This is a genomic window from Rhodoblastus acidophilus, assembly GCF_900187365.1.
GTDB classification, from domain to species: Bacteria; Pseudomonadota; Alphaproteobacteria; order Rhizobiales; family Beijerinckiaceae; genus Rhodoblastus; species Rhodoblastus acidophilus.
In genome coordinates, this window is the sequence record NZ_FYDG01000001.1 from 111,336 (window position 1) to 134,582 (window position 23,247).

Below are 23,247 nucleotides of genomic sequence, written 5' to 3' on the forward strand. Positions count from 1 at the left end.
CCGGCGAGGCGAAAAAGGGTTGGATCGAGGTTTTCATGAATCATCTATTCGACCTGATCGCCGGCAGGATTGTCGATCCCGACAAGATTTTCATCGAGACCGAGCGCGGCGAAACCATCTCCTACGGCCAAATGCTCTCGGCCAGCGCCCGCTACGCCAACGCCTTGGTCGCGGCGGGCGTGGCGCCGGGCGACCGCGTCGCCGTGCAGATGGAGAAATCGCCGGCCGTCCTGTTCATCTATCTGGCGTGCATCCGGGCCGGGGCGGTGTTCCTGCCGCTCAACACCGCCTATACGCCGCATGAGGTCGGCTATTTCCTGTCCGACGCGCGCCCAAAAGTGTTCGTGTGCGATCCCGCTGCGGCGGAGGCCCATGCGCCCGCCGCGCGCAAGGCGGGCGCGCTGGCGCTGACCCATGGCGCGGGCATGGACGGCGAGCTGTTCGAACGCGCCAAGGCCTGCGCGGACGGCTTCGCCAATGTGGCGCGCGAAAAAGGCGATCTCGCCGCGCTGCTCTACACGTCGGGAACGACGGGGCGCTCCAAGGGCGCCATGCTCACTCATGGCAATCTGGCGTCCAATGCGCTGACTCTGGTGGATGACTGGCGCTTCACGCCCGAGGACGTGTTGATCCACGCGCTGCCCGTCTATCACACCCACGGCCTGTTCGTGGCGACGCATTGCGCGCTGCTGTCGTTCGCCCGCATGATCTTCCTGCCGAAATTTTCCGCCGAAAAGATTCTGGAGGCCCTGCCGCGCGCGACCGTGCTGATGGGCGTGCCGACTTTTTACACCCGCCTGCTGGAGCAGCCCGGTTTGACCCGCGAGGCTTGCGCGGCCATGCGGCTGTTCGTGTCCGGCTCCGCGCCGCTGCTGGCGGAAACGCATCGCGCCTTTCGGGAACGCACCGGCCACGCGATTCTCGAACGCTATGGCATGACCGAAACCAACATGAGCACGTCCAACCCCTATGACGGCGACCGCATCGCCGGCACGGTGGGCCTGCCCCTGCCCGACGTGGAATTGCGCGTGGTCGATCCCGACACCGGCGAAGATCTCGAGGCCGGCGACATCGGCATGATCGAGGTGCGCGGGCCGAACGTGTTTCGCGGCTATTGGCAGATGCCGGACAAGACGGCGGCCGAGTTCCGCGCCGACGGCTTCTTCATCACCGGCGATCTCGGCCGCATCGACGCCAACGGCTATGTGCAGATCGTCGGGCGCGGCAAGGATTTGATCATTTCCGGCGGGCTGAACGTCTATCCCAAGGAAGTGGAAGGCGAGATCGACGCCCTGCCCGGCGTGGTCGAAAGCGCGGTGATCGGCGTGCCCGACGCCGATTTCGGCGAAGCCGTGGTGGCCGTGGTGGTGCGCGAAAAAAGGGCAACGCTGGGCGAAGACGAGATTCGCGCCGCGCTGGCGGACCGACTCGCCAAATTCAAGCAGCCCAAGCGCGTGCATTTCGTCGACGCCCTGCCCCGCAACGCCATGGGCAAGGTGCAAAAGAATATTTTACGCGACAGCTACGCCTAGAGCTTGAGCGTGACGTCCATCATGAAGCGGCGCTGTTCGCCCGGCGCCAGCACGACCACGCCGGGACGCTCGGAAAAGTCGCCGTCATAGCCGACCGGCGCGGCGAAACCCTGCCACGGCTCCAGACACAGATAGGGCGCGCCCGGCTTGGTCCAGAGCGCGAAATGCGGCAGGCCGGGGAAGGACACCGCGACTTCCGGCCCGCCGGGCGGGCCGAACGCCACGCGGCGGCTGTCGAGCTTGTCGAAGATAAGCGCGCCCGCGTCGAACAGGCCGGGCTTCAGCGCCAGCGTTCCGCTCGCGGCGGGGTTGGGAAATTCGCGCGGGTCGATCAGGCCATCGGCGAGGCGGCGGATCGGCGCCGGCTCCGGCCGCTCGAACCGGACCTCATGCGCGCCCTTGCCGCCCGGCAGCGGCCAGCGGAACGCCGGATGGAAGCCGAACGCGCACGGCAGCGGCTTTGCGTCTTCATTGACCACCGTGGCGACCACGTTCAGCGTGGCGGCGTCCAGCGCATAGGCGAGATCGAGGCGGAAGGCGAAGGGGTAGCCGCGCCGGGTGTTTTCGCTGTCAGCGAGCCGCAACAGCGCGCGCTGCGGGGCGGCTTCGACCACATCGAACAGCGAGCGCCGCGCGAAACCGTGCTGCGGCAAGTCGTAAGCCTCGCCCTCGACGCGGATGCGGTCGCCGGTCGCGCGCCCCACCATCGGAAACAGAAGCGGCGAACGGCCGTTCCACCAGACGGGATCGCCGTCATGCAGCCAGTCGGCGCCGGTCGCGTCCTGCAGGCGCACCAGTTCGGCGCCGAGCGGGGCGATCTCGGCGCGCAGGACGTCATTGCTGAGGATGAGGTTGCTGTTCATGGCGCGCTCCCAGGAAGCCCAGCTTGCGCAGCACGGGCGGCATGGTCAACCCCTGAACGACGATCGAGAAGGCGACGCAGAAGAAAGTCACCAGCACGATCTCGTCGCGCAGCGGCACGCGGCTCGGCAGCGACAGCACCAGCGCCAGCGCCAGCGCGCCGCGCAAGCCGCCCCACCACAAAACGAACTGCTCGCCCTGCGAGATCCGCCAGCGCGAGCGCGAGAACAGCGCCGCCAGCGGATAGACGGAGACGGCGCGGGCCGCGAGCGTGATGGCGAGGACGCCGGCGTAGACCTTCCAGGAATGTTGCTCGTAGGGGGAGGCCGCGACCCGCGCCCCGATCAGCAGGAAAACCAGCGAATTGGCCAGGAAGGCCGCGAAATCCCAGAAGTCGATCAGGAACTCCCGGCCCTTTTCGGTGAGGAAATCGCCCCTTTGCTCGGTCGGGCGGTAATTGCCGATGATCAGGCCGGCGGTGACCGTGGCCAGCACGCCGGAATCATGGAAATGCTCCGCCAGCAGGAACGAGCCGAAGGCGCCGATGGCGGTGAGCGTCAACTCGACCAGATGTTCCGTGGTGCCGCGCGCGGCCAGGATCACCGCGAAGCCGAACCCCGCGCCGATCAGGGCGCCGCCGCCGACGATCCGCACCAGCTCCCACAACATATGCGCCCCGGTCAGGCGCCCGCCCGCGAGCGCGAAGGCCAGCGCCAGCGCGAACAGCACCGCCGCGGCGGCGTCGTTGAGCAGGCTTTCGGACTCCACCAGCAGGCGCAGGCGGCCATGCACGCCATTGTCCTTGAACATGGCGATGATGGCGACGGGATCGGTGGCGGAGATCAGCGCGGCGAACACCAGCGCCGAGGCGACGGGCCAATCCATCAGCCAGACCAGCGCGACGGCGACGACGGCCATGGCCGCGACGGTTCCGAGCACCGCCAGCGACAGCACCGGCGCCAGATCGCGTTTCAAATCCTTCCAGCGCAGCGTCAGCGACGCTTCGAACAGCAAGGGCGGAAGAATGAGATAGTAAAGCAATTCCGACGTCAGCGGCGGCAGGCGCCGGGCGCCCGACCAGGCCAGAAGGCCGCCGACCAGAACAAGCCCGATCGTATAGGGCAGACGCAGCCGGCGCGCGAGCATGGCGACCAGCATGGCGATGGCCAACACGCCCATGACTTGTTGCAGTGTTTCGCTCATGCGCGCCTTTTCGCACGCCAGAGCGCCGATCTCAATGTCGTCGGCCAAGCTTTCCGATCGAATTTGCCGTCTCTTCTGTTGTCCTCTCTTGTCTTGTCCTCTCTTGGTCGCATCCGCGATGCGGCGTTTTTGCGTTAACGTCGTTGCAAGTAACGAAAAATGCGCGCCCCAGCGTCAGGGGCGCGCGCGGGGAGGAAATCCATGAGCTTTGCGGTCGCCGTCGCGGCGCTGATCTTTTTGATGTTCGTCGCCTATCGCGGCTTTTCCGTCATCCTGTTCGCGCCGGTGGCGGCCATGGCCGCCGTGCTGCTGACCGATCCGGCCGCCGTGCCCTCGGCCTTTTCCGGCGTGTTCATGGAGCGCATGGTCGGGTTCATCCGCGATTATTTCCCGGTGTTCCTGCTGGGGGCGGTGTTCGGCAAGCTGATCGAGATTTCCGGCTTTTCCAAAAGCATCGTCTCGGCGGTGACAACGCTGCTCGGCCCGAAATTCACCATCGCCTCGATCGTGCTGGTCGGCGCCATCCTCACTTATGGCGGCGTGTCGCTGTTCGTGGTGGTGTTCGCGGTCTATCCGTTCGCGGCGGAAATGTTTCGCCAGCACAATATTCCCAAGCGGCTGATTCCCGGAACCATCGCGCTCGGCGCTTTCTCGTTCACCATGGATTCGCTGCCGGGCACGCCGCAGATCCAGAACATCATCCCGACCACCTATTTCAAGACCGACGGCTTCGCCGCGCCCGTGCTCGGCTCGCTCGGCGGCCTGTTCATCTTCCTGGTCGGCATGGCCTATCTCGAATGGCGGCGCCACGCCGCGCTCAAGGCGGGCGAAGGCTATGGCGAGGGCCATGTCAACGAGCCGCCGCCCCTGGCGCATGAGAAGCTGGCGCCGGCCTGGCTGGCGCTGCTGCCGCTGGTTCTGGTGTTCGGCCTCAACAAGCTGTTCACCAATCTGATCGCGGCGCATTACGGCAAGAGCTACGAACTGAAACTGGCCGCCATGGCCAAGCCGGTGACGGTGGCGGTGGACAAGCTGACGGCGGTCTGGGCGGTGGAGGGCGCGCTGATCGTCGGCATCCTCGCTGTGGTGGCGCTCGGCTGGCGGCAGGCGTCCAAGGGCTTCGCCGAGGGCGGCAAGGCCGCCGTGTCCGGCGCCCTGCTCGCCTCGATGAACACGGCCTCGGAATATGGCTTCGGCGCGGTGATCGCCACGCTGCCCGGCTTTCTGGTCATCCGCGACGCGCTGGCCTCGATCCCCAATCCGCTGGTCAATGAAGCCGTGACGGTGACGGCGCTGGCGGGGATCACCGGCTCGGCCTCGGGCGGCATGTCGATCGCGCTGGCCGCGATGGCGGACCAATTCGTCGCGAGCGCCAACGCCGCCGGGATTCCTTTGGAGGTGCTGCACCGCGTCGCCGCGATGGCGTCGGGCGGCATGGACACCCTGCCCCACAATGGCGCGGTGATCACCCTGCTGGCGGTCACCGGCCTCACCCATCGCCACAGCTACAAGGATATTTTCGCCGTCACCTGCATCAAGACCGCCGCCGTCTTCGTGGTGATCGCGCTGTACTATGCGACGGGTCTGGTATGAGACCATAAAAATTTGATTCGAAGCCATAAAACAGGATTTTGCCCCCCGGCCCCAAGCCCCGCGAAAGCCTCCGATCCGAACAAGGGCGCGGCGATGACGCCCGCGCCATGCTTCGCGCCCGCCCCCAGGGCGGCGCGGGCGGCGCGTATCTGGAGACTGCGCATGCGGATGAAGATTTATCGTTGCAACCACGTCGCCCCCGAGCGCCCCGATGTCGGGCCGATATTCAAAACATTGATTTCCGGCCTGCCCTCCTGCGCGCAGGGGACGTATGAAGGCGACCTCGATGGCGTCAACATCGCCAACCAGAACACGCATTCGGAAATGCGCCATCAATTCTACGTCTGGAAGAACCGTCTGGCCGATTACGATTACATCGGCTTCGAGCATTACCGCCGCGCGTTCTTCATCGACCCGCTGCCGGACGCGGTGGTGAAGGCGCGCTATCCCGGCGTCCACATGTTGCGCAAGGCGTTCACCGCCCGGCCGAACAGCCACAATATTCTCGCGGAAAAAACCCTGTTCGACGAATATATGGACATGCGGGCGGCGTTTTCCGAAGAAAACAACGCCGCCATTCAGGACTGGATCGGCCATCACGACATCATCGTCCAGCGCGCCCACCCCGATCCGCTCGACGCGCAATGGCGGCAGCATTTCGGCATGAACGTGCTGTGGAGCCATTTGCTCATCGCCGCCAAGAAGACCAGCTTCTTCGCCAGCCGGGGCGCGACGCCGGAAACGTCGATGCTTGGCACTTACTGCAACATGTACATCATGCGCGCGGATCTGTTCGACGAATACATGCAGTTCTGGTCGGAGGCCATGGCCTATCTCGACGCCAAGGTCGAGCCGGGCCAGCGCATCCTCGGCCATTTCGCCGAGCGCCTGTTCAGCATGTATCTGTATCAAAAACAGATCGAAACGCCGCTGCTGTCGGTGCGGCGGCTGCCGTTCCTCATCTGCAATCAGAAAATCGCGTGAAGCCCAGGCGAAGGCTCACGCCTTCGCCTATCTTCCCACGACAAACGCGGCGAAGGCCCCAGCCTTCGCCCATCTTCCCACGACGAGCGCGGCGAAGGCCCCAGCCTTCGCTTCAGGCCCCCGCAACCAGCGCGGCGTGGTCGGCGGCGTTGCGCTTGGCGTAGGAGAGCGCGAAATCGGCGATCGCCTCGTCGAACGCCTCGCTGTCGCCCATATAGCCGGCGAGCACGGCCGGATCGGCGGAGCGGGCATGGGCGCGCGCCAGCGTGCGGCCGCACAGCCGGGCGTAGTCGCGCAGGCCTTCGGTCTCCTCGATCTCGCTGACCGAGCCGAGCCGGCGATTCTTCAACATGCGCACGTAATAGTCGCGGCCCGCCGCGTCGTGATCGGTCCAGCCGAGAAAAATGTCGCTGGCCGCCTGCATCATGCGCTGGCCCTCGACCACCCGCCGCCCTTGCGGGCCGGCATAGGCCAGCTTGGGGTCGAGCGCCTCCAGCACGGACGGCGCGGCCTCCTTGACCTGCAGGAACAGCGGTTCGCCGTCGCCGCTCTCGAACAGGCCGACATAACAGAAGGTTCCGACCGAGCCGACGCCCACCGCCTTGAACACGCAATCCTTGAGCGCGTAACGGTCGAACAGGGCGCGCCGCTCCGGGGTCAGCGCGGCGACATAACGCGCGAAGGCGCCTTTTGGCTCGAACGCCCGGCCGGCCTCGCTGTCCGGCGTGAAATGGAACAGGCGCGGCGGCTTGTCGACGATGCCCCGCCCGTCGGCCCGCGCCAGCTTGGGGAAATTGTCGTCGCGGTCAAGGCCCGCGCCGCGCGCGCGGTCGATCACCACTTCCAGCTTGCGGCGCAGGTCGTGGTTCTTGAATTTCTCGGTTTCGCTCTCGAGATCGACGCGGCTGTGCCAGACTTCGAGCGGCGTCAGATGCGACAGGCCGATGATGCGCTTGCGATAGGCCTTGACCACGGCCGCCGCGATGTCGCGGCGTTGCGCCTTGTCGGCGCCGTCGGCCTCCGCCGCCACGGCGAAGCTGAGCGCCAGCCGCTTCAGATCGACGGTGAAATCGACGCCCGGCAGGGTTTCGTCGAAATCATTGATGTCGAACAGAATATTGTCTTCGGGCGTGACGAAGGCGCCGAAATTCATCAGGTGGCAATCGCCGCAGGCCTGCACCGGAATCCCGGCCATGGCCTGATATTGCAGATCGTGCGCCATCACGGCGGCGGCGCCGCGCAGATAGGCGAAGGGATCGGCGGTCATCAACTGCCGGCGCAGCCCGACCAGCGAGGACAGCCGGCGCGCGTTCTGCGCGTCGAGCAGAAGGTTGGCGTCGCGCTGGGCCGGCCCGAGCAATTGGGCGTGCAGGGCGCGCGGCGTGCGCTTGCGCAGGGCCTTGCCGGCGGCGAACCGCGCCGCGCGCGGCTGGTCGGCTGTGATCATGGCGCTCTCCCGTGCGATATTTTTCGGCGACATTACCCCGCTGCGCGGCGGACGCAAGCAAAGTTCAAGCGAACAGCGACGGCAGCGGCGCGAGACTTGCGATTTCGGCGAGGCGGCTTTTCAGAACGGCCGCCGTCGCCACGGCCTGCGGCCCGTCGCCATGAACGCAGATCGAATGAATCGGCGTCGGCAGGGTCTGGCCCGAGCGCGTCCTCAAGCCCCCGGCGGCGAGCATGGCCTCGACATGCGCAAGACATTGCTCCGCCTCGTGCAGCACCGCGCCCGGCTGCGCGCGCGGGGTGAGCTGGCCGTCGTCCTCATAGGCGCGGTCGGCGTAGATTTCCAGCGCCGTAACAAGGTTTTCGCGCGCCCCCGCCGCCGCCAGCGCCGACAGCGCCGGGGCGAGCAGGATCAGCTTTGCGTCATAGGCCCGCGCGGCGCGGGCGATGGCTTGGGCGAGGTCGGGATCGCGGCAGGCCTGGTTGCTGAGGGCGCCATGCGGCTTGACATGGGTGAGCCGGGTCCCGGCCGCGCGCGCAAAAGCGTCAAGCGCGCCAAGCTGATAGAGGATAAAGGCCTCGACCTCCTCGTTCGAACATTTTAGCGCGCGACGGCCGAAGCCCTGGAGGTCGGGGTAGGACGGGTGCGCGCCGAGGCTGACGCCCGCTTCTCGCGCCGCCGCGACGGTGGCGCGCATCACCAGGGGATCGCCGGCGTGAAAACCGCAGGCGATATTGGCGGATTGCACGAGATTCAGCATCGCGGCGTCGTCGCCCATGCGCCACGCGCCAAAACTTTCGCCGAGGTCGGCGTTGAGGTTGAGCCGGGGTTTCACGCGAGGGCGGACTTTTTGTGCGGAGACGGCGGCGTCACTCGCCCAAAATCGCGCCGGTGATGAGGTTCTCGCTCCACAGTTTTTCCTCGTCGAGGCCGCCGACGGGCCGCAGCATTTGACGCCAGGCCGCGAAAGTCTCGCGCCGCAGGTTTCGCGCCCGCGCCGCCTCCGCCAGATCGACCGGGGCGAAACACACGTCTTCGCCCGGCGAAACATGGGCCAGACGGTCAAGATCGGCCGAAATCACACAGCCGAGTCTGGCATAGCCGCCGGACGTTTGTCCATCCGCGCGCAAAACGATCGGCTGGCCGTCGCCAGGAACCTGAATCACGCCGGGCGCGACGCCGGCGCTGACGATATTGGCCCCTTCGGGACCATGGGCGAGGCGCGGGCCGGACAGGCGCAGGCCCATGCGGTCGCTTTCGGGACGGACGGTCCAGCGCGCGGCGACAAAGGTTTCAAGGGTTTCCGGCGGAAACGCCTCCGGCCCCGGAATGAAGCGCAGCGGCCCGGCGCCGACCGCCAGTGGCGGCGCGGCGCGGTCCTCGCCCTCGGCGTCAGCGCAGACCAGCGCATCGCCGCGCGAAACGGCGCGGCCGAGGCCGGCGCGGGCATAGGTCGCGCGCGCGCCCAGCGCGAGCGGCGCGTCGAGGCCGCCGGAAAACGCGATATAGCCGGGCGCGCGGAAAAGTTTGAGCGCGAGGCGGTCGCCGGTTTGCAACAGTAGGCCGCGCCAGGATTCGATTGCCCGCGTCTCGCCGTCGCGAACCAGCGTCCCCGAAAAGGCGCCGGCGAGGCCGACGCGCGCCGGCCCCTGTTCGAACCGCAGGATTGGCGCCGCCAGCAGACATTCCAGCGCCGCCGCCTCTTCCGGCGCGCCGGCCAGAACATTGGCGGCGGCGCGCCAGCCCTGGTCGAGCGCGCCGGACAGCGGCACGCCGAGCTTGCGCCAGCCGGGGCGGCCCCGGTCCTGAATCGAGACGCCGAGGCCGGGATGTTCGACGATCAGTCGCGCCATTGCCCCTCCAGCTCAAAAAATTCGTCGAGGCCGATCCGCCGCCAGCGCACGCGGTCGCCGGGCGCCAACAAGGTCGGCCGGAGCGCCCGCGCGTCGAACATTTTGAGCGGCGTGCGGCCGACCAGCCGCCAGCCGCCCGGGCTGGCGAAAGGATAAGCCGCGCACATGCCGTCGGCCACCGCCACCGAACGCGCCGGCACGGTTTTGCGCGGCGTGGCGAGGCGCGGCGCATCGAGATAGGGCGGCAGGCCGCCGAGATAGGCGAAGCCGGGCAGGAAGCCGAGCATATGGACGTCGAAAGTTATGTGCGCGAAAGCGTCGAGCCAGGCGCCGGGCGAGAGGCCGTTGACTTGCGCCACTTCGGCCAGATCCGGCGCAAAATCGCCCTCGGCGCAGAACGGCAGCTCATGCGATTCGCCCGTCCGGGGCGGCGCCGGCGCCGCGATCAGGCGATGGCACAAATCCTCCAGCGCCGCGAATGGCAGGACGTCCGGATCATGCCACAGCGTGACCGAGGCGAAGGCGGGCGCCCATTCCAGCAGGCCGGGCGGCGGCGCCGCCGCCAGCGCCGCGCAAAAGGCGTGGGCGCGGGCGTTGAGCGCGGGGTCGATGGCCGCGCCGAAACATAGCGTCGCCGCCGCGTCGCCCAAGGGGAGAAGTGTTGTAGCCGTCACGCGTTGAACATCTTCCAAGGTCCGGGTTTTTTCCAGCGGCGATTTGTGCTGCGCTCTGGCTTGGAAACGCGGCGAGGGCGAAAATGGTTGCGCGGAGCGGTTGGGTGGAGACGGCGCGGACGGCCCTGCTGTTCGCGCTGCCGCTCGCCCTCGCCGCGCTGCTCGGCGCGCAGGCGCTCGACGCCGATTACCTTGTGCTGCGCGACCGGGCGCGGCGCGACACGGCGCGGGTGGCCGAGGCCTTTTCCGGCGCCGCCGTCAACGAAGTGACCGAACTCGCCGCCTTCGCCCGGCTGCATGTGGACCGGAGCGCGCGCGACGCCGCCCCGGAAGCCGCGCTGTGGCGGGTGATCTACACCTATGATCTCGGCCTGCTGGTGCTGAAGCGGCGCGGCGAGCGCCTGCTGTTCCCGCCCGAAGACCCCCTCGCGATGCCGAAAATGTGGGAGGAGCGGCTGCGGGCGCTGACGGCGGTGGCCGACCTGCTGCGCGAGGGCGATTTCGTCAACGGCTGGTTTCCCAATATCGCCGGAGAATATTATTTCGAGTGCCGCCGCTCCGGGGCCGGCGCCGAGCGTGAGGAAAACTGCATCGCGCTGGCGAGCCCGCAGATTTTCCCCACCCTGTTCGGCGTGCTCGACGAATTCGCCGCCGTGACGCCCGGCTGGGCGTTCCGGCTGCGCGATCCGTTCGACCGCATCGTCTGGAGCAAGGGCGAGGGCGGAACCTTCGAATCCTTCACCCAGGGCGGCGCGCTGCATGGCTGGGTGGTGGAGCTGTCCGGCGCGCCCGACGCGCGGCGCGGCGCGCTGGGGCGGCTGGCGCTGGCCGCGCCGCTGGCGCTGGTCTGGCTGCTGCTGGTGTTTCAGGCGCGGCGCGCGCAAAACGCCCAAGAGGCGGAAAGCGCGGCGCGCATGACGCTGCTGACCCAGCTTTCGCACGATCTGCGCACGCCGCTCGCCAATCTGAAGCTTTACGCCGAACTGATCCGCCGCAAGAGCGAAAGCCCGGATATCGCGCGCTATTGCGCCGTGCTGACCGACGAGATCGACCGGCTCGACGCGCTGGCCGGCGCGACCCTGTCGCAAGGCGCCGCCGTCGCCGCGTCCCCGCTCGAAACCGCCGATCCCGGCGCGCTGGCGCGGGAGATCGCGGCGCGTTACGCCGGCCTGCTCGCGGCCTCCTCCTGCTTTTGCGAGGTGAGCAGCGCGGTCGAAGGCGAGCGGCGCTTCGCTGTGCAGGCGTTCGAGCGCATTCTGGTCAATCTGCTCGACAACGCCCGCAAACATGCGCCGGGGCGCATCGAGGTCGGCGTGGCGGAAAGCGGCGGCTTGCTGGTCCTGACCGTGCGCGACCATGGCGGCGCGCCGACGGCGCCCCGGAAGTCGCATGGCGTCGGCCTGTCGATCGTGCGCGAACTGGCGCGGGTTCACGGCGGCGGCTTCACCCTGTCCGCCGCCCCTCCCGGCCTGATCGCGCGGGTGACTCTGAGAATGGAAGTCCCATGAAAATCCTCATCGCCGAGGACGATCCCAATCTGCGCGCCGGGCTGACCGACCTTCTGGCGCTGGAGGGCCTCGACTGCATCGTCGCGGAGGACGGCGAGGCCGCCTGGGACGCCTTTGTCGAACAGGCCCCGGCCCTGTGCCTGTTGGACGTGATGATGCCGCGCCTCGACGGGCTGGCGCTGTGCCGCCGCATCCGCGAGCGCGATCCCGCCACCCCGATCCTGCTGCTGTCGGCGCGCGGCGCGGAGATCGACCGCGTGGTGGGGCTGGAGATCGGCGCCGACGATTACATTTCCAAGCCGTTTTCCGCGCGCGAACTGGTGGCGCGGATCAAGGCCGCGCTGCGGCGCGTCCGGCCGCCCGCCGCTCCCGCCGCCATGGACAAGACGTTTCGCATGGGCGACCTGACGGTCGACCCCGACGCTTTGCGCGCGACGCGCGGGGACGCGGCCGAGAGCGGCGCGGCGCAGATCGACCTCGCGCCGCGCGAGCTGGCGGTGTTGCGGGCGCTTTATGAGCGCCGGGGCAAGCCGGTGTCGCGCGACGAATTGTTCGATCTGGCCTGGGGGCGCGGCTATATGCCCAACAGCCGCGCGCTCGACCAATATGTCTCCTCGCTGCGGAAAAAGATCGAGCTGGACCCGGCCCGGCCGCGCATCATCCAGACCGTGCATGGCGTCGGCTATCGCTATGAGGCGTAAAGCCTACCAGCGGTCGAGGTTGATTTTCTGATCGGGAACCGATCCATGGAACAGCGGGCGCACCAAGCCGGGGGCGAGCCAGCCCGAGGGGCCGTAGAGCGACAGCGCGCGGTCGCAGGCGCCGCGGAAACGGTTGCTGTCATAGGCGTCGGCGTGCTGACGCGCATAGGCGAAGCCGAAAACCTTGACGTAATGGCCGTCCATGGCGATGCGGTGGACGTCGCGAAACAAAGCGAGGGCGGCGGGGTCCATGGCATAGTTCGCGCACATCTCGCTCCAGGCGGTGGCGTCGGCGATGAGGCGAATCAAGGCGTCGTTATGGGCGGCGTGGACGCGCTTGTGAACGGGCGCTTTCGCCTCGGCGCCGACGCAGCACGCCAGCAAGACGGCCAGGATGACAAGCGTTTTCCTCATGGGCGACGGCTCCCTTGGCGACGCCGCATTGTCGGGCCGAAAGCGCCGAGGATCAAGCGGGGGCGCGGCGAAAAAGCCGGGGAACTTTCGCCTGCCGCCGGCGTTGCCGCCCGCAGGCCGGCCCCGACCGGCCGCACTCCCTCCAACATGACCCGAACGAGGCTCGCATGGCCGCACCCTTCACGACCTATGGCGCGATGGCCGCCGCGATGGTGATCGCAGGCGCCGTTCAAACCCTCCCCGCCCAAGCCCAGACCGCCGCCCCGCCGCGCGACGACGTTGATCCGCCGACCGGGACGATCACCGGCCCGCGTGGCGCCGCGCCCAGCGCCGAGCCGACCGATCGCGGCGGCGGCCCCGCCTTGAAACGATCGCAGGAGCGCCGGGAAGCTCCCTCCAGCGGCGACCGCGACGATACCGATTGAGGGCGCGCCTCAGCCCGGAAACAGGCTCTCCAGCGGGAAACGGTAATAGATCGAGAGAATGTCCGCGCCCGGATTCGGCTTGTGATAGACGTTGCGCGAGATATTGGCGTTGGAAATGTGGCTGATGGCGACGCCGAAACGCGAGCGGTCGGTGAATTCGTAGGACAGTTCCAGCGACGTGCGGAACTCCAGCGGATAGTTCAGCCGTTTGCCGTCGCCCGGCAAGTAAAGGCCGGGCTCGAATTTCGGCGTGAAATGCAGCGGGCCGTAATTGACGTCATAGGCGACGCCGGCTCCCATCCAGGTCGATGCGCGCGTGGTGATTTCCACGCCCGCCGTCGGATGCAGACGTCCGTAGATTTCCGGCGTCGGCAGGAAATTGTAGCCGCCCATGATTTCCAGCCGGCCGTCCATCGCCCGATAATGCGGCCGGTTGTAGTCCACCTTGAAAAAGGCGATGCGCGGGTCGAGGAAGGTTTCGTCGAACTGGCCGAGGCCGACGCCGATCAGGGTGGGGTCGCCCGCCAGGGCTGGCGACGCCGCAGCGAGCATGACGCCCGCCGCCAGAATTTCGCGCAAACGCATCCGCCCTGCTCTCCCCTTAAGCCCGCGCGAGAACGGCCGCGACTCGCACTAGGCCGGCGGGAGCTTAGTGGGCGACGCCCGCCCAGGCAATGACATTTGCGCCACAGGGCGCGGCAAAGGCGGCGGGCGCGTCAGCGATAACCGCCCTGATAACCGCCTTGAGCGCCGCCGCCCTGATAACCGCCGCCCTGCCGCATCTGCTGCAGGCGTTTCTGCTTGTAGTAATGGCGGGCGGCGATGCAGCCGGCGAGCGCGCCGGTCCAGGTGTGATGCACCGCATGGCCCGCGATGCCGCCGGCCACGGCGCCGCGGATGCAGCCCTTGGCTTCCGCCTGCCCGGCGAGACCGATGGAGCCGGCAAGCGAAATGACAGCGGCGGCGAAGATTTTGTTCATGCCAATCCCCGATGCGTTCGACGCGGCGATGACGCGCTTTCCCAATATAGGGCGCGGCCGCGCGTCGTCGCCATGCTCTTTATGATTACGCCGGCTTCAACGCGCCCCGGCGCGCCAAGGCCACGACGACCAGGAAGCTCATCGACAGCAGCAGGGCGGACAGGCCATAGGCGAGGCCCGGCTGCTTGCCGCTGGCGATCTCGAAGGCCAGCAATTGCGTGAACGTGATCGGGCCGATCATGCCGGACACGCCGCGCAGCGACGACACCGCGCCCTGCAGGGTTCCCTGCTCGGACACGCCGACGAACCGGGTCGCCATCGACTGCATGGCGGGCGCGGCCAAACCCCACAGCGCGATCAGCGGGATCGAGGCGATGAACGCCCAGCCGACGGGCGCCACCGCGAAGCCGACGAAGCCGGCGACGCCGAACAACAGGCCCGCCACCGCCGACGGCGTTTCGCCAAAGCGCTTGACCGTCTGCCGCACCAGACCGCCGGCGACGATGGTCTGGGTGACGCCGACCGCCGCCAGGGCGAGGCCGGTTTCGGTCGGCGTCCAGTGATAGCGGAAGTCCGTGTAGATCACGAACAGGCAGGGCAGCGATTCATGCGCCAGCAGCGACAGGAAGATGGCGGAGACGATCAGCGCCAGCCCCGGTTCGCGCGAGATAAATTTGAGCGATCCCAGGACGTTGGCGCTGCGCCAGACGAATTTGGGCGTGCGGTTTTCCGGCGCCAGCGATTCCGGCAGCACGAAGAACCCGTAAACGGCGTTGGCGAAGCTGAAGGCCGCCGCGCCCCAGAACGGCAGGCGCAAGTCGATTTCGCCGAGCCAGCCGCCGATGGCCGGGCCAAGCACGAATCCGACGCCGAAAACCGCGCCGAGCAGTCCGAATTTGGCGGCGCGCTTCTCCGGCGGGGTGATGTCGGCGATATAGGCCTGCGCGGTGGAGAAACTGGCCGCGGCGGCGCCCGAGGCGAGACGGCCGATGAACAGCCATGTCAGGCTCGGCGCCAGCGCCATCACCAGATAATCGACGCCAAGGCCGACGTTGGACAGCAGCACCACCGGGCGGCGGCCGAACCGGTCGGACAAGGCCCCGAGCACCGGCTGGAACATGAACTGCATCATCGCCCAGGCGATGCCGAAATAGCCGACCCAGCGTGAAGCGGCGGAAAAGTCGCCGTCACGGAACGAAACAATCAGTTTGGGAAGTACCGGGACGATGATGCCAAGCGCAACCACGTCCAACGCGGCCGTGATGAAGATGAATATGAACGCCGCCTTGCCCGGTTTGTAAGACTGCATCGTCAACGCCTCCCCAATTCTGATCCTCTAACGCGTCGTTGACGCTCGATGCAAATGAAATCTGCCGACGCCCGCGCTTCGCGGGCGCGGAACAAGCGCGCTGAAATTGGCGTTTTCCAGGCAAGTGGCGGCGCGATGGCCCTCCGGGGCCGCTGGAGGCCTCGATGACGACGATCCCGACCCGCGCGCTTGGCGCGATGCTGCTCGCACACCAGCTCATATTGACGCAGGGGTCGGCGGCGGCGCCGCGGCGGGCGGAAGCGCCCTCGGGCGAAGCCGCCACCGCCGCCGACCGCGAGAAAAGCGCGCTCGAAACCATGTGCGGGACGCCGCCCGATCCGCAGGCCGACGCGCGCGACCAGGGCTATATGGACCTGCTCGGCTCAACCCTGCTGCTCGGCGACGATCAGCGCGACAAACTCAAAGACTATCACGACGCGCAGGCCCAGGCGCTGGGCGACGCGCGCGCCCGGCTGTGCGAGCGCAGGCCCGACCCGGCCAACCTGCCCGGCGCCCTCGATTTCCGCAGGGCGGTGCTGCAAAGCCAGCTCGACGCGATGAACGCGGTCAATCCGAAATTGCTCGATTTTTACAACAGCCTCAATTCCGCGCAAAAAGCCCGGTTCGACGCCATCAGATCCCGTTTCGGCCAGGCGGCGCGGTGAAGCCGGGAGGAGCCATGTTCAGGTTCGTCAACACGCTTGCGGCCGCAACCGTCCTCGCCGCCCCGCTTTTCTTCCCCTTGGCCGCGCCTGCGGAGGCCGGACCGATCAATCCGCCCCGGCCGGCGTTCGCGCCGTCCTTCGCCGCCGAGCCCGCGCGCTTGCGCCACAACCGGCGCGATCACCGCCGCGCCCATCGCGCCGCCCGCCGCCACGCCGCCGCCGATCCCGGCGCCAGCCTGTTCTGGCCGCTCGGCGGCGCCTGTCCGTTCGGCGCTTGCCTCGCGACCGTCGATCCCGGCTGCGTCCTGTACGGCTGCGCCGCCGGCTGGCGACTCGGCCCGTTCGCCTGGGGGCTTTACGGCTATGGCGCCGCCGACCCGCTCCGCATTTACGGGCGCGGCGGCTAAAACTTCAACCGGGCGAACAGCACGCCATAGCTCATGTTCTTGCCGCCTGCGCTGGTGAGCGCCGGCCCGGCCTGAAACTGGGCGAAAATCGCCCCGAGCTGCAGGAATTGATTGACCTGCCAGCGCGTGTCGATGGAAAATTCCGAGCCGATGCGCGCGCCGGTCGCCTTGCTGGTGTTGGGGAGCGCCGAAAAACCGGAGCCGTAAAGCCCGTCGCGGGTCGAGGCGCGCCACAGCATGTCGTAGCCGATATAGACGTCGACGCCCTTGGTGGGTTCGACCCGCAGGATCGGCCTGATGTCGCGGACGTTGGCGGGAACCAGAACCGCCGTTTCCGCAAAGTACGGCAGGCGCGGATACATCGGATTGAACGTGCCGATCGTGCTCTTGTTGGCGGAATTATCGCCGGAGGCGTCGTTGGCGGAAAAGCCGATGCGCGGCTTGCCCGGCAGGTCGGCGAATGTGTAGCCGGCCAGCGCCGCCAGCAGATGCGCCTTGACGTCATAGGTTTTGGCCCCCGTGACGAACTGGCCGGTCTGCCAAGCTCCTTCCAGGTTCCAGTCGAAGCCGCCGGCCTTGCCGAACAGCCGCGCGCCCATCGTATCGGCGGTTTCCGAGCCGGACATGCCGCGCAGTTTGATGTTGTGGTTGTCGTAGGCGAGATAATAAAGGTCGGCCTTGACCGGGCCGAGCGCCGGCGTGGTGGCGTAAACGCCCGACAGCCGCTGGTTGCGGTTGGTGGCGTCATCCCAGGCGTAGGGCGAATTGTTGACCGGCTGCAATTGCAGGAAGTCGATGCTGGCGTCGCCGATCCGCTCGGTGATGCGCCAGCCGTCGAAATCGCGGTGGACATTGGGGCCTTCGCGCAGGGCGACCAGACGCTGGAAGCCGAGCGACACCTCCTGGCGGCCGTAACGCACATTCGGCTTGTCGCCAAACGGCGAGGGCGGCGAAAAATCGACGAACCGCTCGAACAGCTCGGCGCGGTCGGTATCCGTGGTCGAATTGGCGCCGCGATGCGAGAAGATGCGGTCGTCGCCGAATTTGACGAAGCCGCGCAGCCAGTCGGTTGCGTGAAGATCGGCAGTGACCTCCAGGCGCTGCAGCATGTAGCCGCTGCCGGGCGCGACCTTGCCGAGGCCGTAATTGATGTTCCCGTAGCCCTCCCAGCGCTCGCGGACCTCGCCGCCGAGGGTCAGGTAAGCGGGGCCGGCCATCGACGTTCCCAGCGGAATATATTTGAACCGCTCCCACAGATCGGGACTGGCCTTGCCTGCGAGAAAGGCGAAATCGTCGTCGTGGCGCACGAAATGAAACGGCGGATCGAACTGCGGCGGGCTTTCCGCCCGGGCCTGCTCCGCCAGAGCGAGCCCCGTAAGAGCCAAAACGCCGGCCGCGACGCGCGAAACGCGCGCAAAACGATAAAATTGCATTGCATTCCCCCCGCGCCTTATGGTCCGGCGCTTAAGCTTCAGCAGCTAACATGGAGGTTTCCCAACGGCTCTTGATTTCAATCAAGGGAGAGCGAGGGAGATCTCAGATCCTTGTAAGAAATTTGTAGAAAGATGGGGTCGCGCCTGCGGGCGCGGCGAATCCATCGCAAATCCTCGCGGCGCGAACGCCGGTTTTATGCGGCGCACGCGCAGGAGCTTCATCGGCGCGTCGCATAAAACAGCTCTGAATTGCTTCGCTAAACGCGCGACGCCCGCCGAACAACCGACGGTCACGAGCATCTCGACTGGCGGAAGGCGGGTTGAAGCGCGGAGAAATATCATCTCCGATATTCCGTTTTCGTTCTGTTCCCTTCAGCGCCGCTTTTTGCTAGTACGAGCCGCGACAGACATTTCGAATCGGATTCAGATGGCGGGCGATAACGATCTTTTCGGCAATTCCGCGCGGGCGAAAAAAGAGCCGGCCGAAGCGAGGAAGACGGCGAAAGCCGCCCCTCCGCCCGGAGAAGAGGGCTATACCGCCGCCTCGATCGAGGTTTTGGAGGGGCTGGAGCCGGTGCGCCGCCGCCCCGGCATGTATATCGGCGGCACCGACGAAGCCGCGCTGCACCATCTGTTCGCCGAAGTGCTCGACAATTCGATGGATGAGGCGGTGGCCGGCTACGCCAGCCGCATAGAGGTGCAGGTCGACGCCGACGGGTTCCTGAGCGTCAGCGATAATGGGCGCGGCATTCCCGTCGATCCCCACCCGAAATTCCCGAAAAAGTCGGCGCTGGAAGTAATCATGTGCACGCTGCACGCCGGCGGCAAGTTCGATTCCGGGGCCTATCAGACCTCCGGCGGCCTGCACGGCGTCGGCGTCTCCGTGGTCAACGCTCTGTCCGAGCGGCTGGAAGTGGAAGTAGCCCGCGCGCAGACGTTGTATCGGCAGGTTTTCGAGCGCGGCCATCCCGTGAGCAAGCTGGAGACGGTCGGCCGCGTGACCAACCGGCGCGGCACCAAGGTGCGGTTCCGGCCAGATCCGCAGATTTTCAAGGACGTGTGCAAGTTCAGCCCGGCGCGGCTGTTCAAGATGGCGCGGGCCAAGGCGTATCTGTTCGGCGGCGTCGAAATCCGCTGGAAATGCGCGCCCGAACTGCTCGACCCCGCCGGCAAGACGCCGCCCGAGGCCGTGTTCCACTTCCCCGGCGGCCTCAAGGACTATCTGGCCGCCGATATCGAGGGCAAGACGCAGGTCACGGAGTCGTTTTTCGTCGGGCGCATCGACAAGGAGGAGCGCCACGGCTCGCTGGAATGGGCGGTGGCCTGGCTGGCGCAGGACGACGGTTTCGTTCATTCCTATTGCAACACCATTCCGACGCCCGACGGCGGCACGCACGAAAGCGGGTTGCGCCTCGCGTTGTTGCGGGCGCTCAAAGAGCATGCGGAGCGCATCGGCCAGGGCAAGCGCGCCGGCGCGATCACCGCCGACGACCTGATGGCCGGCTGCGCCGCGATGATCTCGATCTTTATCCGCGAGCCGGAATTTCAGGGCCAGAACAAGAGCCGGCTGATGACGGTGGAGGCCTCGCGCATTGTCGAGACCACGCTGCGCGACGCTTTCGATCATTGGCTGGCCGCCTCCCCCGCGCAGGCGAAAAACCTGCTGGACTGGGCGATCGAGCGCGCCGAGGAGCGGTTGCGCCGCCGGGCGGAAAAGGATGTGGCGCGCAAAAGCGCGACGCGAAAACTGCGCTTGCCGGGCAAGCTGGCCGATTGCACCAACAGCGCGGCGGAAGGCTCGGAACTGTTCATCGTCGAGGGCGACTCGGCGGGCGGTTCGGCCAAACAGGCGCGCGACCGCGCCAGCCAGGCGGTGCTGCCGCTGCGCGGCAAGATCCTGAACGTCGCCAGCGCCACCCGCGACAAAATGGTCGCCAACCAGCAGATCGGCGATCTGATCCAGGCGCTCGGCGTCGGCGTGGGGTCGCATTATCGCGCCGAAGATCTGCGCTATGACAAGATCATTGTGATGACCGACGCCGACGTCGACGGCGCCCATATCGCTTCGCTGCTCATCACCTTTTTCTATCGGCAAATGCCCAAGCTGATCGAGCACGGCCATCTCTATCTGGCGGTGCCTCCGCTCTACAAGTTGACGCAAGGCGCCAAGACCATGTACGCCCGCGACGACGCGCACCGCGACCAATTGCTGAAAAAAGAGTTTTCGGGGCGCGGCAAGGTGGAGATCAGCCGTTTCAAGGGGCTGGGCGAAATGATGCCGCAGCAGTTGCGCGACACCACCATGGCCGTGGGCAAGCGCACGCTTCTCCAGGTGGCCATTGTCGAGGCGGATCGTGAGGGGACGGCGGATTCGGTCGAGCGGCTGATGGGAACCAAGCCGGAAGCGCGTTTCGCCTTCCTGCAGGAGCGCGCCGCCTTCGCGGCCGAAGCCGATCTGGTCGATCTTTGAACAAGGTTCCGGTTTAAATCACGCAAGGAAATGGAGGCGCTTATGGAACAAGCAGAAATCAAGACTTATACGAAGCCGCAGATCGGCTTGCATAATCTCATGGCTCTGTTGATCATTGGCCTGTATCTGTTCGGCTTGGCGCTGGAGTCGTTCGACAAGAGCGTGCGTCCGGATTACATCAACATCCACAAGCTCGGCGGCCTCGCGATCATTGCTCTGCTGGCGATCCGGTTTGTGTCGCGCCTGATCACCCCGCCCCCGGCCATGCCGGCCACGATGGGACCGCTGTTCGTCAAGCTGGCCCATCTCGGACATTATGCGCTGTACCTGCTGATGGCGGTCGTTCCGCTGAGCGGCGTGTTCATGTCGCTCTACGCCGGCCGCGGCCTCAACCTCTATTTCATGCAGGTGGCCTCGCCGCTCGTCGAGAACAAGCCGCTGGCGCACACGCTGCACGAAGTCCACGAGGTCGGCGCCAATCTGCTGGCGGCGCTCGTCGTCGGCCATGTGCTGTTCGCGCTGTACCACCAGTTCGTGCTGAAGGACAATCTGCTCTATCGCCTCAGCCCGCGCGGCAAGTGACGCTCCAGCGCGTTTGGCGGACCTCCATTCGCCGAACGCGCTGTAACTTTTTGTTTTGGCGCGTATTCTTTCCGAAAGCCGCGCACACTTTTCGGGAATATGCGCTAGAGTAAGCCTCGCTTAACCATCGGGGGGCATTCTGACGACAGATTCAGGAGCCCCCCGATGTCACCCCAATCCGAAGATCCGGACTCCCGCAAGGCGTCGTTCTTTGACAAGATCGCGCTGTTCAGCGCCGTGGTTTCTCTGCTCTGCGTGCTCGGCGCCCATCTGATCGACCGCATGTCCAAGGACGGCACGCTGGCGGCGCTGGCCGGACAGCGCGCGGCGCCAGGCGTGGATTATTCGGCCACGGCGTCGATCCACAAACCGGGCGCCGCCACGCTCAATCCTTGCGGCGATCGGTAATAGACTAGAGATAATCGTTGACTTTTGCGCCGCCCGGCCTAAATGTCCGGGCGGCGTCATTCGTTCGCGCGCGCCCGCTTCGCTGTTTCGGCGCCCGTGGCGCCAGGCGGCGGAAGCATATTTCCGTCCGAAGCCGGTCAAATCCGGCGCCCTTCAAGCCGCGACAAGAACCCAAGTCAAACGATAGAACTGGGACCTTTAATGCAATTTTCCGAACTCGGCCTCAGCGAAAAGGTGCTGCGCGCCGTGGAAGCCTCGGGTTACACGGCGCCCACGCCGATTCAAGCGCAGGCCATTCCTTTTGCGCTCACCGGGCGCGATGTGCTGGGCATCGCCCAGACCGGCACCGGCAAGACCGCCGCCTTCACCCTTCCCATGCTGTCGCGCCTCGAACAGGGCCGCGCCCGCGCCCGCGTTCCCCGCACGCTGATCCTCGAACCGACCCGCGAACTCGCCGCCCAAGTCGAGGAAGCCTTCAACAAATATGGCGCGCAGCACAAGCTCAACGTCGCCCTGCTGATCGGCGGCGTCTCGTTCGGCGACCAGGAAACCAAGATCATGCGCGGCGCCGACGTGCTGATCGCCACGCCCGGCCGCCTGCTGGACTTTTTCGAGCGCGGCAAGCTGCTCCTTTCGGGCATCGAGATCCTCGTCATTGACGAGGCCGACCGCATGCTGGACATGGGCTTCATCCCCGACATCGAGAAGATCTGCAAGCTGGTGCCGTTCACGCGCCAGACCCTGTTCTTCTCGGCCACCATGCCGCCGGAAATCACCCGGCTGACCGAGCAGTTCCTGCACAATCCCGCCCGCGTCGAGGTGGCGCGCGCCGCCTCCACGGCGATCACGATCACGCAGGGCCTGATCGCCTCGCATGGCGGCGGCGACAAGCGCGAGACGCTGCGCCGCCTGCTGCGCGACGCCGAGGATCTCAAGAACGCCATCGTGTTCTGCAATCGCAAGCGCGACGTCGCCATCGTGCACAAGAGCCTGCAAAAGCACGGCTTCCCGGCCGGCGCCCTGCATGGCGACATGGACCAACCGGCGCGCATGGCCTCGCTCGACGCCTTCAAGAACGGCGACATCGACATTCTCGTCTGTTCCGACGTGGCGGCCCGCGGCCTCGACATTCCCGATGTCAGCCATGTCGTCAATTTCGACGCGCCGAGCCACCCGGAAGACTATGTCCACCGCATCGGACGCACCGGACGCGCCGGACGCAGCGGCGTGGCTTACACCATCATCACCTCGGACGATCTCAAGCATCTCGCGCAGATCCAGGATCTGATCAAGAAAGAGATCGACTGGCTCGGCCCCAAGCTCGATGAACTCGCGCCGCCGGAATATACCGAGCGCGATCGCGCCCGCGCGTCGCGCACGCGCGACCGCCGCGGCGGCCGGGTCGAACGGCTCGACCGCGAGCGGGGCGAGCGTCCTCGCCGCGAGCGGGTGATCCTCGGCGAGGAAGCGCCGCGCGAACCTCGGGCGCCGCGCGAGCCGCGTCCCGTGCGCGAACCGCGCGCCCTGCGCGAAACGCCCGCGCGGGAGCCTCGCGCGCTGCGGGAAGCGCCCGTGCGCGAACCGCGCGCCCTGCGGGAGTCGGCCGCGCCGATCCGCGAACCGCGCGAAGCCCGCGCGCCACGCCGCCGCGAGCGCGACGATGACGGTCCCGCCGTGATCGGCTTCGGCGATCATCTGCCGGGCTTTTTGGCGCGTCCCGTGCGCGTCAAGGCCAAGGCCGACTAAAGAGAACTTACGCCGCCGCGCGTTTCCTTCTCCCCTTGCGGGAGAAGGACGA

Annotated in this window: 23 protein-coding genes; 12 read left to right on the forward strand and 11 right to left on the reverse strand. The window is 66.9% G+C overall.

From position 1 onward, the window contains the following. Positions 1–35: 35 nt before the first annotated feature. Positions 36–1,532 (forward strand): malonate--CoA ligase, encoded by a 1,497-nt coding sequence (locus CFB24_RS00480; RefSeq protein WP_088518612.1) that lies wholly within the window; start codon positions 36–38, stop codon positions 1,530–1,532. On the opposite strand, the gene CFB24_RS00485 is transcribed toward CFB24_RS00480, so the two are convergent. Together CFB24_RS00485 and CFB24_RS00490 are read right to left on the reverse strand one after the other, a co-directional pair. Continuing rightward, entirely contained in the window at positions 1,529–2,395 is an 867-nt protein-coding gene (locus tag CFB24_RS00485; protein WP_088518613.1) for an aldose 1-epimerase family protein, read from the reverse strand. The genes CFB24_RS00480 and CFB24_RS00485 overlap by 4 nt on opposite strands. Further along, positions 2,367–3,644: a cation:proton antiporter gene (locus CFB24_RS00490; protein ID WP_244593337.1), complete on the reverse strand. Its 1,278-nt coding sequence runs from the start codon at positions 3,642–3,644 to the stop codon at positions 2,367–2,369. The genes CFB24_RS00485 and CFB24_RS00490 overlap by 29 nt, the downstream gene beginning before the upstream one ends. A gap of 153 nt (positions 3,645–3,797) precedes the next feature. On the opposite strand from CFB24_RS00490, the gene CFB24_RS00495 reads away from it, so the two are divergent. Together CFB24_RS00495 and CFB24_RS00500 are read left to right on the forward strand one after the other, a co-directional pair. Then, complete coding sequence (locus CFB24_RS00495) at positions 3,798–5,189, forward strand: GntP family permease (protein WP_088518614.1); 1,392 nt, start codon at positions 3,798–3,800, stop codon at positions 5,187–5,189. A gap of 162 nt (positions 5,190–5,351) precedes the next feature. After that, the gene (locus tag CFB24_RS00500) at positions 5,352–6,173 is read left to right on the forward strand and encodes a DUF4422 domain-containing protein (RefSeq protein WP_158255340.1); all 822 of its coding nucleotides are present in this window, start codon (positions 5,352–5,354) and stop codon (positions 6,171–6,173) included. Positions 6,174–6,285: 112 nt separating this feature from the next. Here CFB24_RS00500 and CFB24_RS00505 read toward each other — a convergent pair whose 3' ends face one another. The 4 genes from CFB24_RS00505 to CFB24_RS00520 form a co-directional block, all read right to left on the reverse strand. Further along, positions 6,286–7,620, reverse strand: a complete 1,335-nt coding sequence (locus CFB24_RS00505) for a DUF2252 domain-containing protein (protein ID WP_088519461.1) — start codon at positions 7,618–7,620, stop codon at positions 6,286–6,288. Positions 7,621–7,684: 64 nt separating this feature from the next. After that, positions 7,685–8,455, reverse strand: coding sequence for a 5-oxoprolinase subunit PxpA (locus tag CFB24_RS00510; protein WP_088518616.1), 771 nt, complete (start codon positions 8,453–8,455; stop codon positions 7,685–7,687). A 34-nt stretch (positions 8,456–8,489) separates the two neighbouring features. Next, positions 8,490–9,473, reverse strand: a complete 984-nt coding sequence (locus CFB24_RS23480) for a 5-oxoprolinase subunit C family protein (protein ID WP_088518617.1) — start codon at positions 9,471–9,473, stop codon at positions 8,490–8,492. Next, a complete protein-coding gene (locus tag CFB24_RS00520) occupies positions 9,461–10,147 on the reverse strand; it encodes a 5-oxoprolinase subunit B family protein (protein ID WP_158255339.1) in 687 nt (228 codons plus the stop codon). Before CFB24_RS00520 ends, CFB24_RS23480 begins: the two co-directional genes overlap by 13 nt. A gap of 83 nt (positions 10,148–10,230) precedes the next feature. Here CFB24_RS00520 and CFB24_RS00525 point away from each other — a divergent pair, with 83 nt between their 5' ends. Continuing rightward, on the forward strand, positions 10,231–11,655 hold the full coding sequence (locus CFB24_RS00525; RefSeq protein WP_088518619.1) for a sensor histidine kinase: 1,425 nt from the start codon (positions 10,231–10,233) through the stop codon (positions 11,653–11,655). Further along, positions 11,652–12,356, forward strand: coding sequence for a response regulator transcription factor (locus CFB24_RS00530; RefSeq protein ID WP_088518620.1), 705 nt, complete (start codon positions 11,652–11,654; stop codon positions 12,354–12,356). The genes CFB24_RS00525 and CFB24_RS00530 overlap by 4 nt, the downstream gene beginning before the upstream one ends. A gap of 3 nt (positions 12,357–12,359) precedes the next feature. On the opposite strand, the gene CFB24_RS00535 is transcribed toward CFB24_RS00530, so the two are convergent. Next, positions 12,360–12,770 (reverse strand): hypothetical protein, encoded by a 411-nt coding sequence (locus CFB24_RS00535; protein WP_088518621.1) that lies wholly within the window; start codon positions 12,768–12,770, stop codon positions 12,360–12,362. A 167-nt stretch (positions 12,771–12,937) separates the two neighbouring features. Here CFB24_RS00535 and CFB24_RS00540 point away from each other — a divergent pair, with 167 nt between their 5' ends. Next, positions 12,938–13,195, forward strand: a complete 258-nt coding sequence (locus tag CFB24_RS00540) for a hypothetical protein (RefSeq protein ID WP_088518622.1) — start codon at positions 12,938–12,940, stop codon at positions 13,193–13,195. A 9-nt stretch (positions 13,196–13,204) separates the two neighbouring features. Here the strand turns inward: CFB24_RS00540 and CFB24_RS00545 are convergent, their stop codons facing one another. From CFB24_RS00545 to CFB24_RS00555, 3 genes are all read right to left on the reverse strand, one after another. Next, positions 13,205–13,780: an acyloxyacyl hydrolase gene (locus CFB24_RS00545; protein WP_088518623.1), complete on the reverse strand. Its 576-nt coding sequence runs from the start codon at positions 13,778–13,780 to the stop codon at positions 13,205–13,207. A gap of 131 nt (positions 13,781–13,911) precedes the next feature. Further along, the gene (locus CFB24_RS00550) at positions 13,912–14,175 is read right to left on the reverse strand and encodes a hypothetical protein (protein WP_244593336.1); all 264 of its coding nucleotides are present in this window, start codon (positions 14,173–14,175) and stop codon (positions 13,912–13,914) included. Between the two features lie 85 nt (positions 14,176–14,260). Further along, positions 14,261–15,484, reverse strand: coding sequence for a TCR/Tet family MFS transporter (locus CFB24_RS00555; protein ID WP_088518624.1), 1,224 nt, complete (start codon positions 15,482–15,484; stop codon positions 14,261–14,263). Positions 15,485–15,648: 164 nt separating this feature from the next. Here CFB24_RS00555 and CFB24_RS00560 point away from each other — a divergent pair, with 164 nt between their 5' ends. Both CFB24_RS00560 and CFB24_RS00565 read left to right on the forward strand, forming a co-directional pair. Further along, a complete protein-coding gene (locus tag CFB24_RS00560; protein ID WP_088518625.1) occupies positions 15,649–16,149 on the forward strand; it encodes a Spy/CpxP family protein refolding chaperone in 501 nt (166 codons plus the stop codon). Between the two features lie 14 nt (positions 16,150–16,163). After that, positions 16,164–16,556: a hypothetical protein gene (locus CFB24_RS00565; protein WP_088518626.1), complete on the forward strand. Its 393-nt coding sequence runs from the start codon at positions 16,164–16,166 to the stop codon at positions 16,554–16,556. Here the strand turns inward: CFB24_RS00565 and CFB24_RS00570 are convergent. Beyond that, positions 16,553–17,989 carry an alginate export family protein gene (locus CFB24_RS00570; RefSeq protein WP_088518627.1) on the reverse strand — a complete coding sequence of 479 codons (1,437 nt, stop codon included), beginning with the start codon at positions 17,987–17,989 and terminating at the stop codon, positions 16,553–16,555. The genes CFB24_RS00565 and CFB24_RS00570 overlap by 4 nt on opposite strands. 427 nt (positions 17,990–18,416) lie before the next feature. Here CFB24_RS00570 and parE point away from each other — a divergent pair, with 427 nt between their 5' ends. From parE to CFB24_RS00590, 4 genes are all read left to right on the forward strand, one after another. Next, positions 18,417–20,459 carry a DNA topoisomerase IV subunit B gene (gene parE / locus CFB24_RS00575; protein ID WP_088518628.1) on the forward strand — a complete coding sequence of 681 codons (2,043 nt, stop codon included), beginning with the start codon at positions 18,417–18,419 and terminating at the stop codon, positions 20,457–20,459. A 42-nt stretch (positions 20,460–20,501) separates the two neighbouring features. Then, positions 20,502–21,041 (forward strand): cytochrome b, encoded by a 540-nt coding sequence (locus tag CFB24_RS00580; protein ID WP_158255338.1) that lies wholly within the window; start codon positions 20,502–20,504, stop codon positions 21,039–21,041. 165 nt (positions 21,042–21,206) lie between these two features. Further along, a complete protein-coding gene (locus CFB24_RS00585) occupies positions 21,207–21,449 on the forward strand; it encodes a hypothetical protein (protein WP_088518630.1) in 243 nt (80 codons plus the stop codon). A gap of 201 nt (positions 21,450–21,650) precedes the next feature. Continuing rightward, positions 21,651–23,195: a DEAD/DEAH box helicase gene (locus CFB24_RS00590; RefSeq protein ID WP_088518631.1), complete on the forward strand. Its 1,545-nt coding sequence runs from the start codon at positions 21,651–21,653 to the stop codon at positions 23,193–23,195. Positions 23,196–23,247 lie beyond the last annotated feature (52 nt).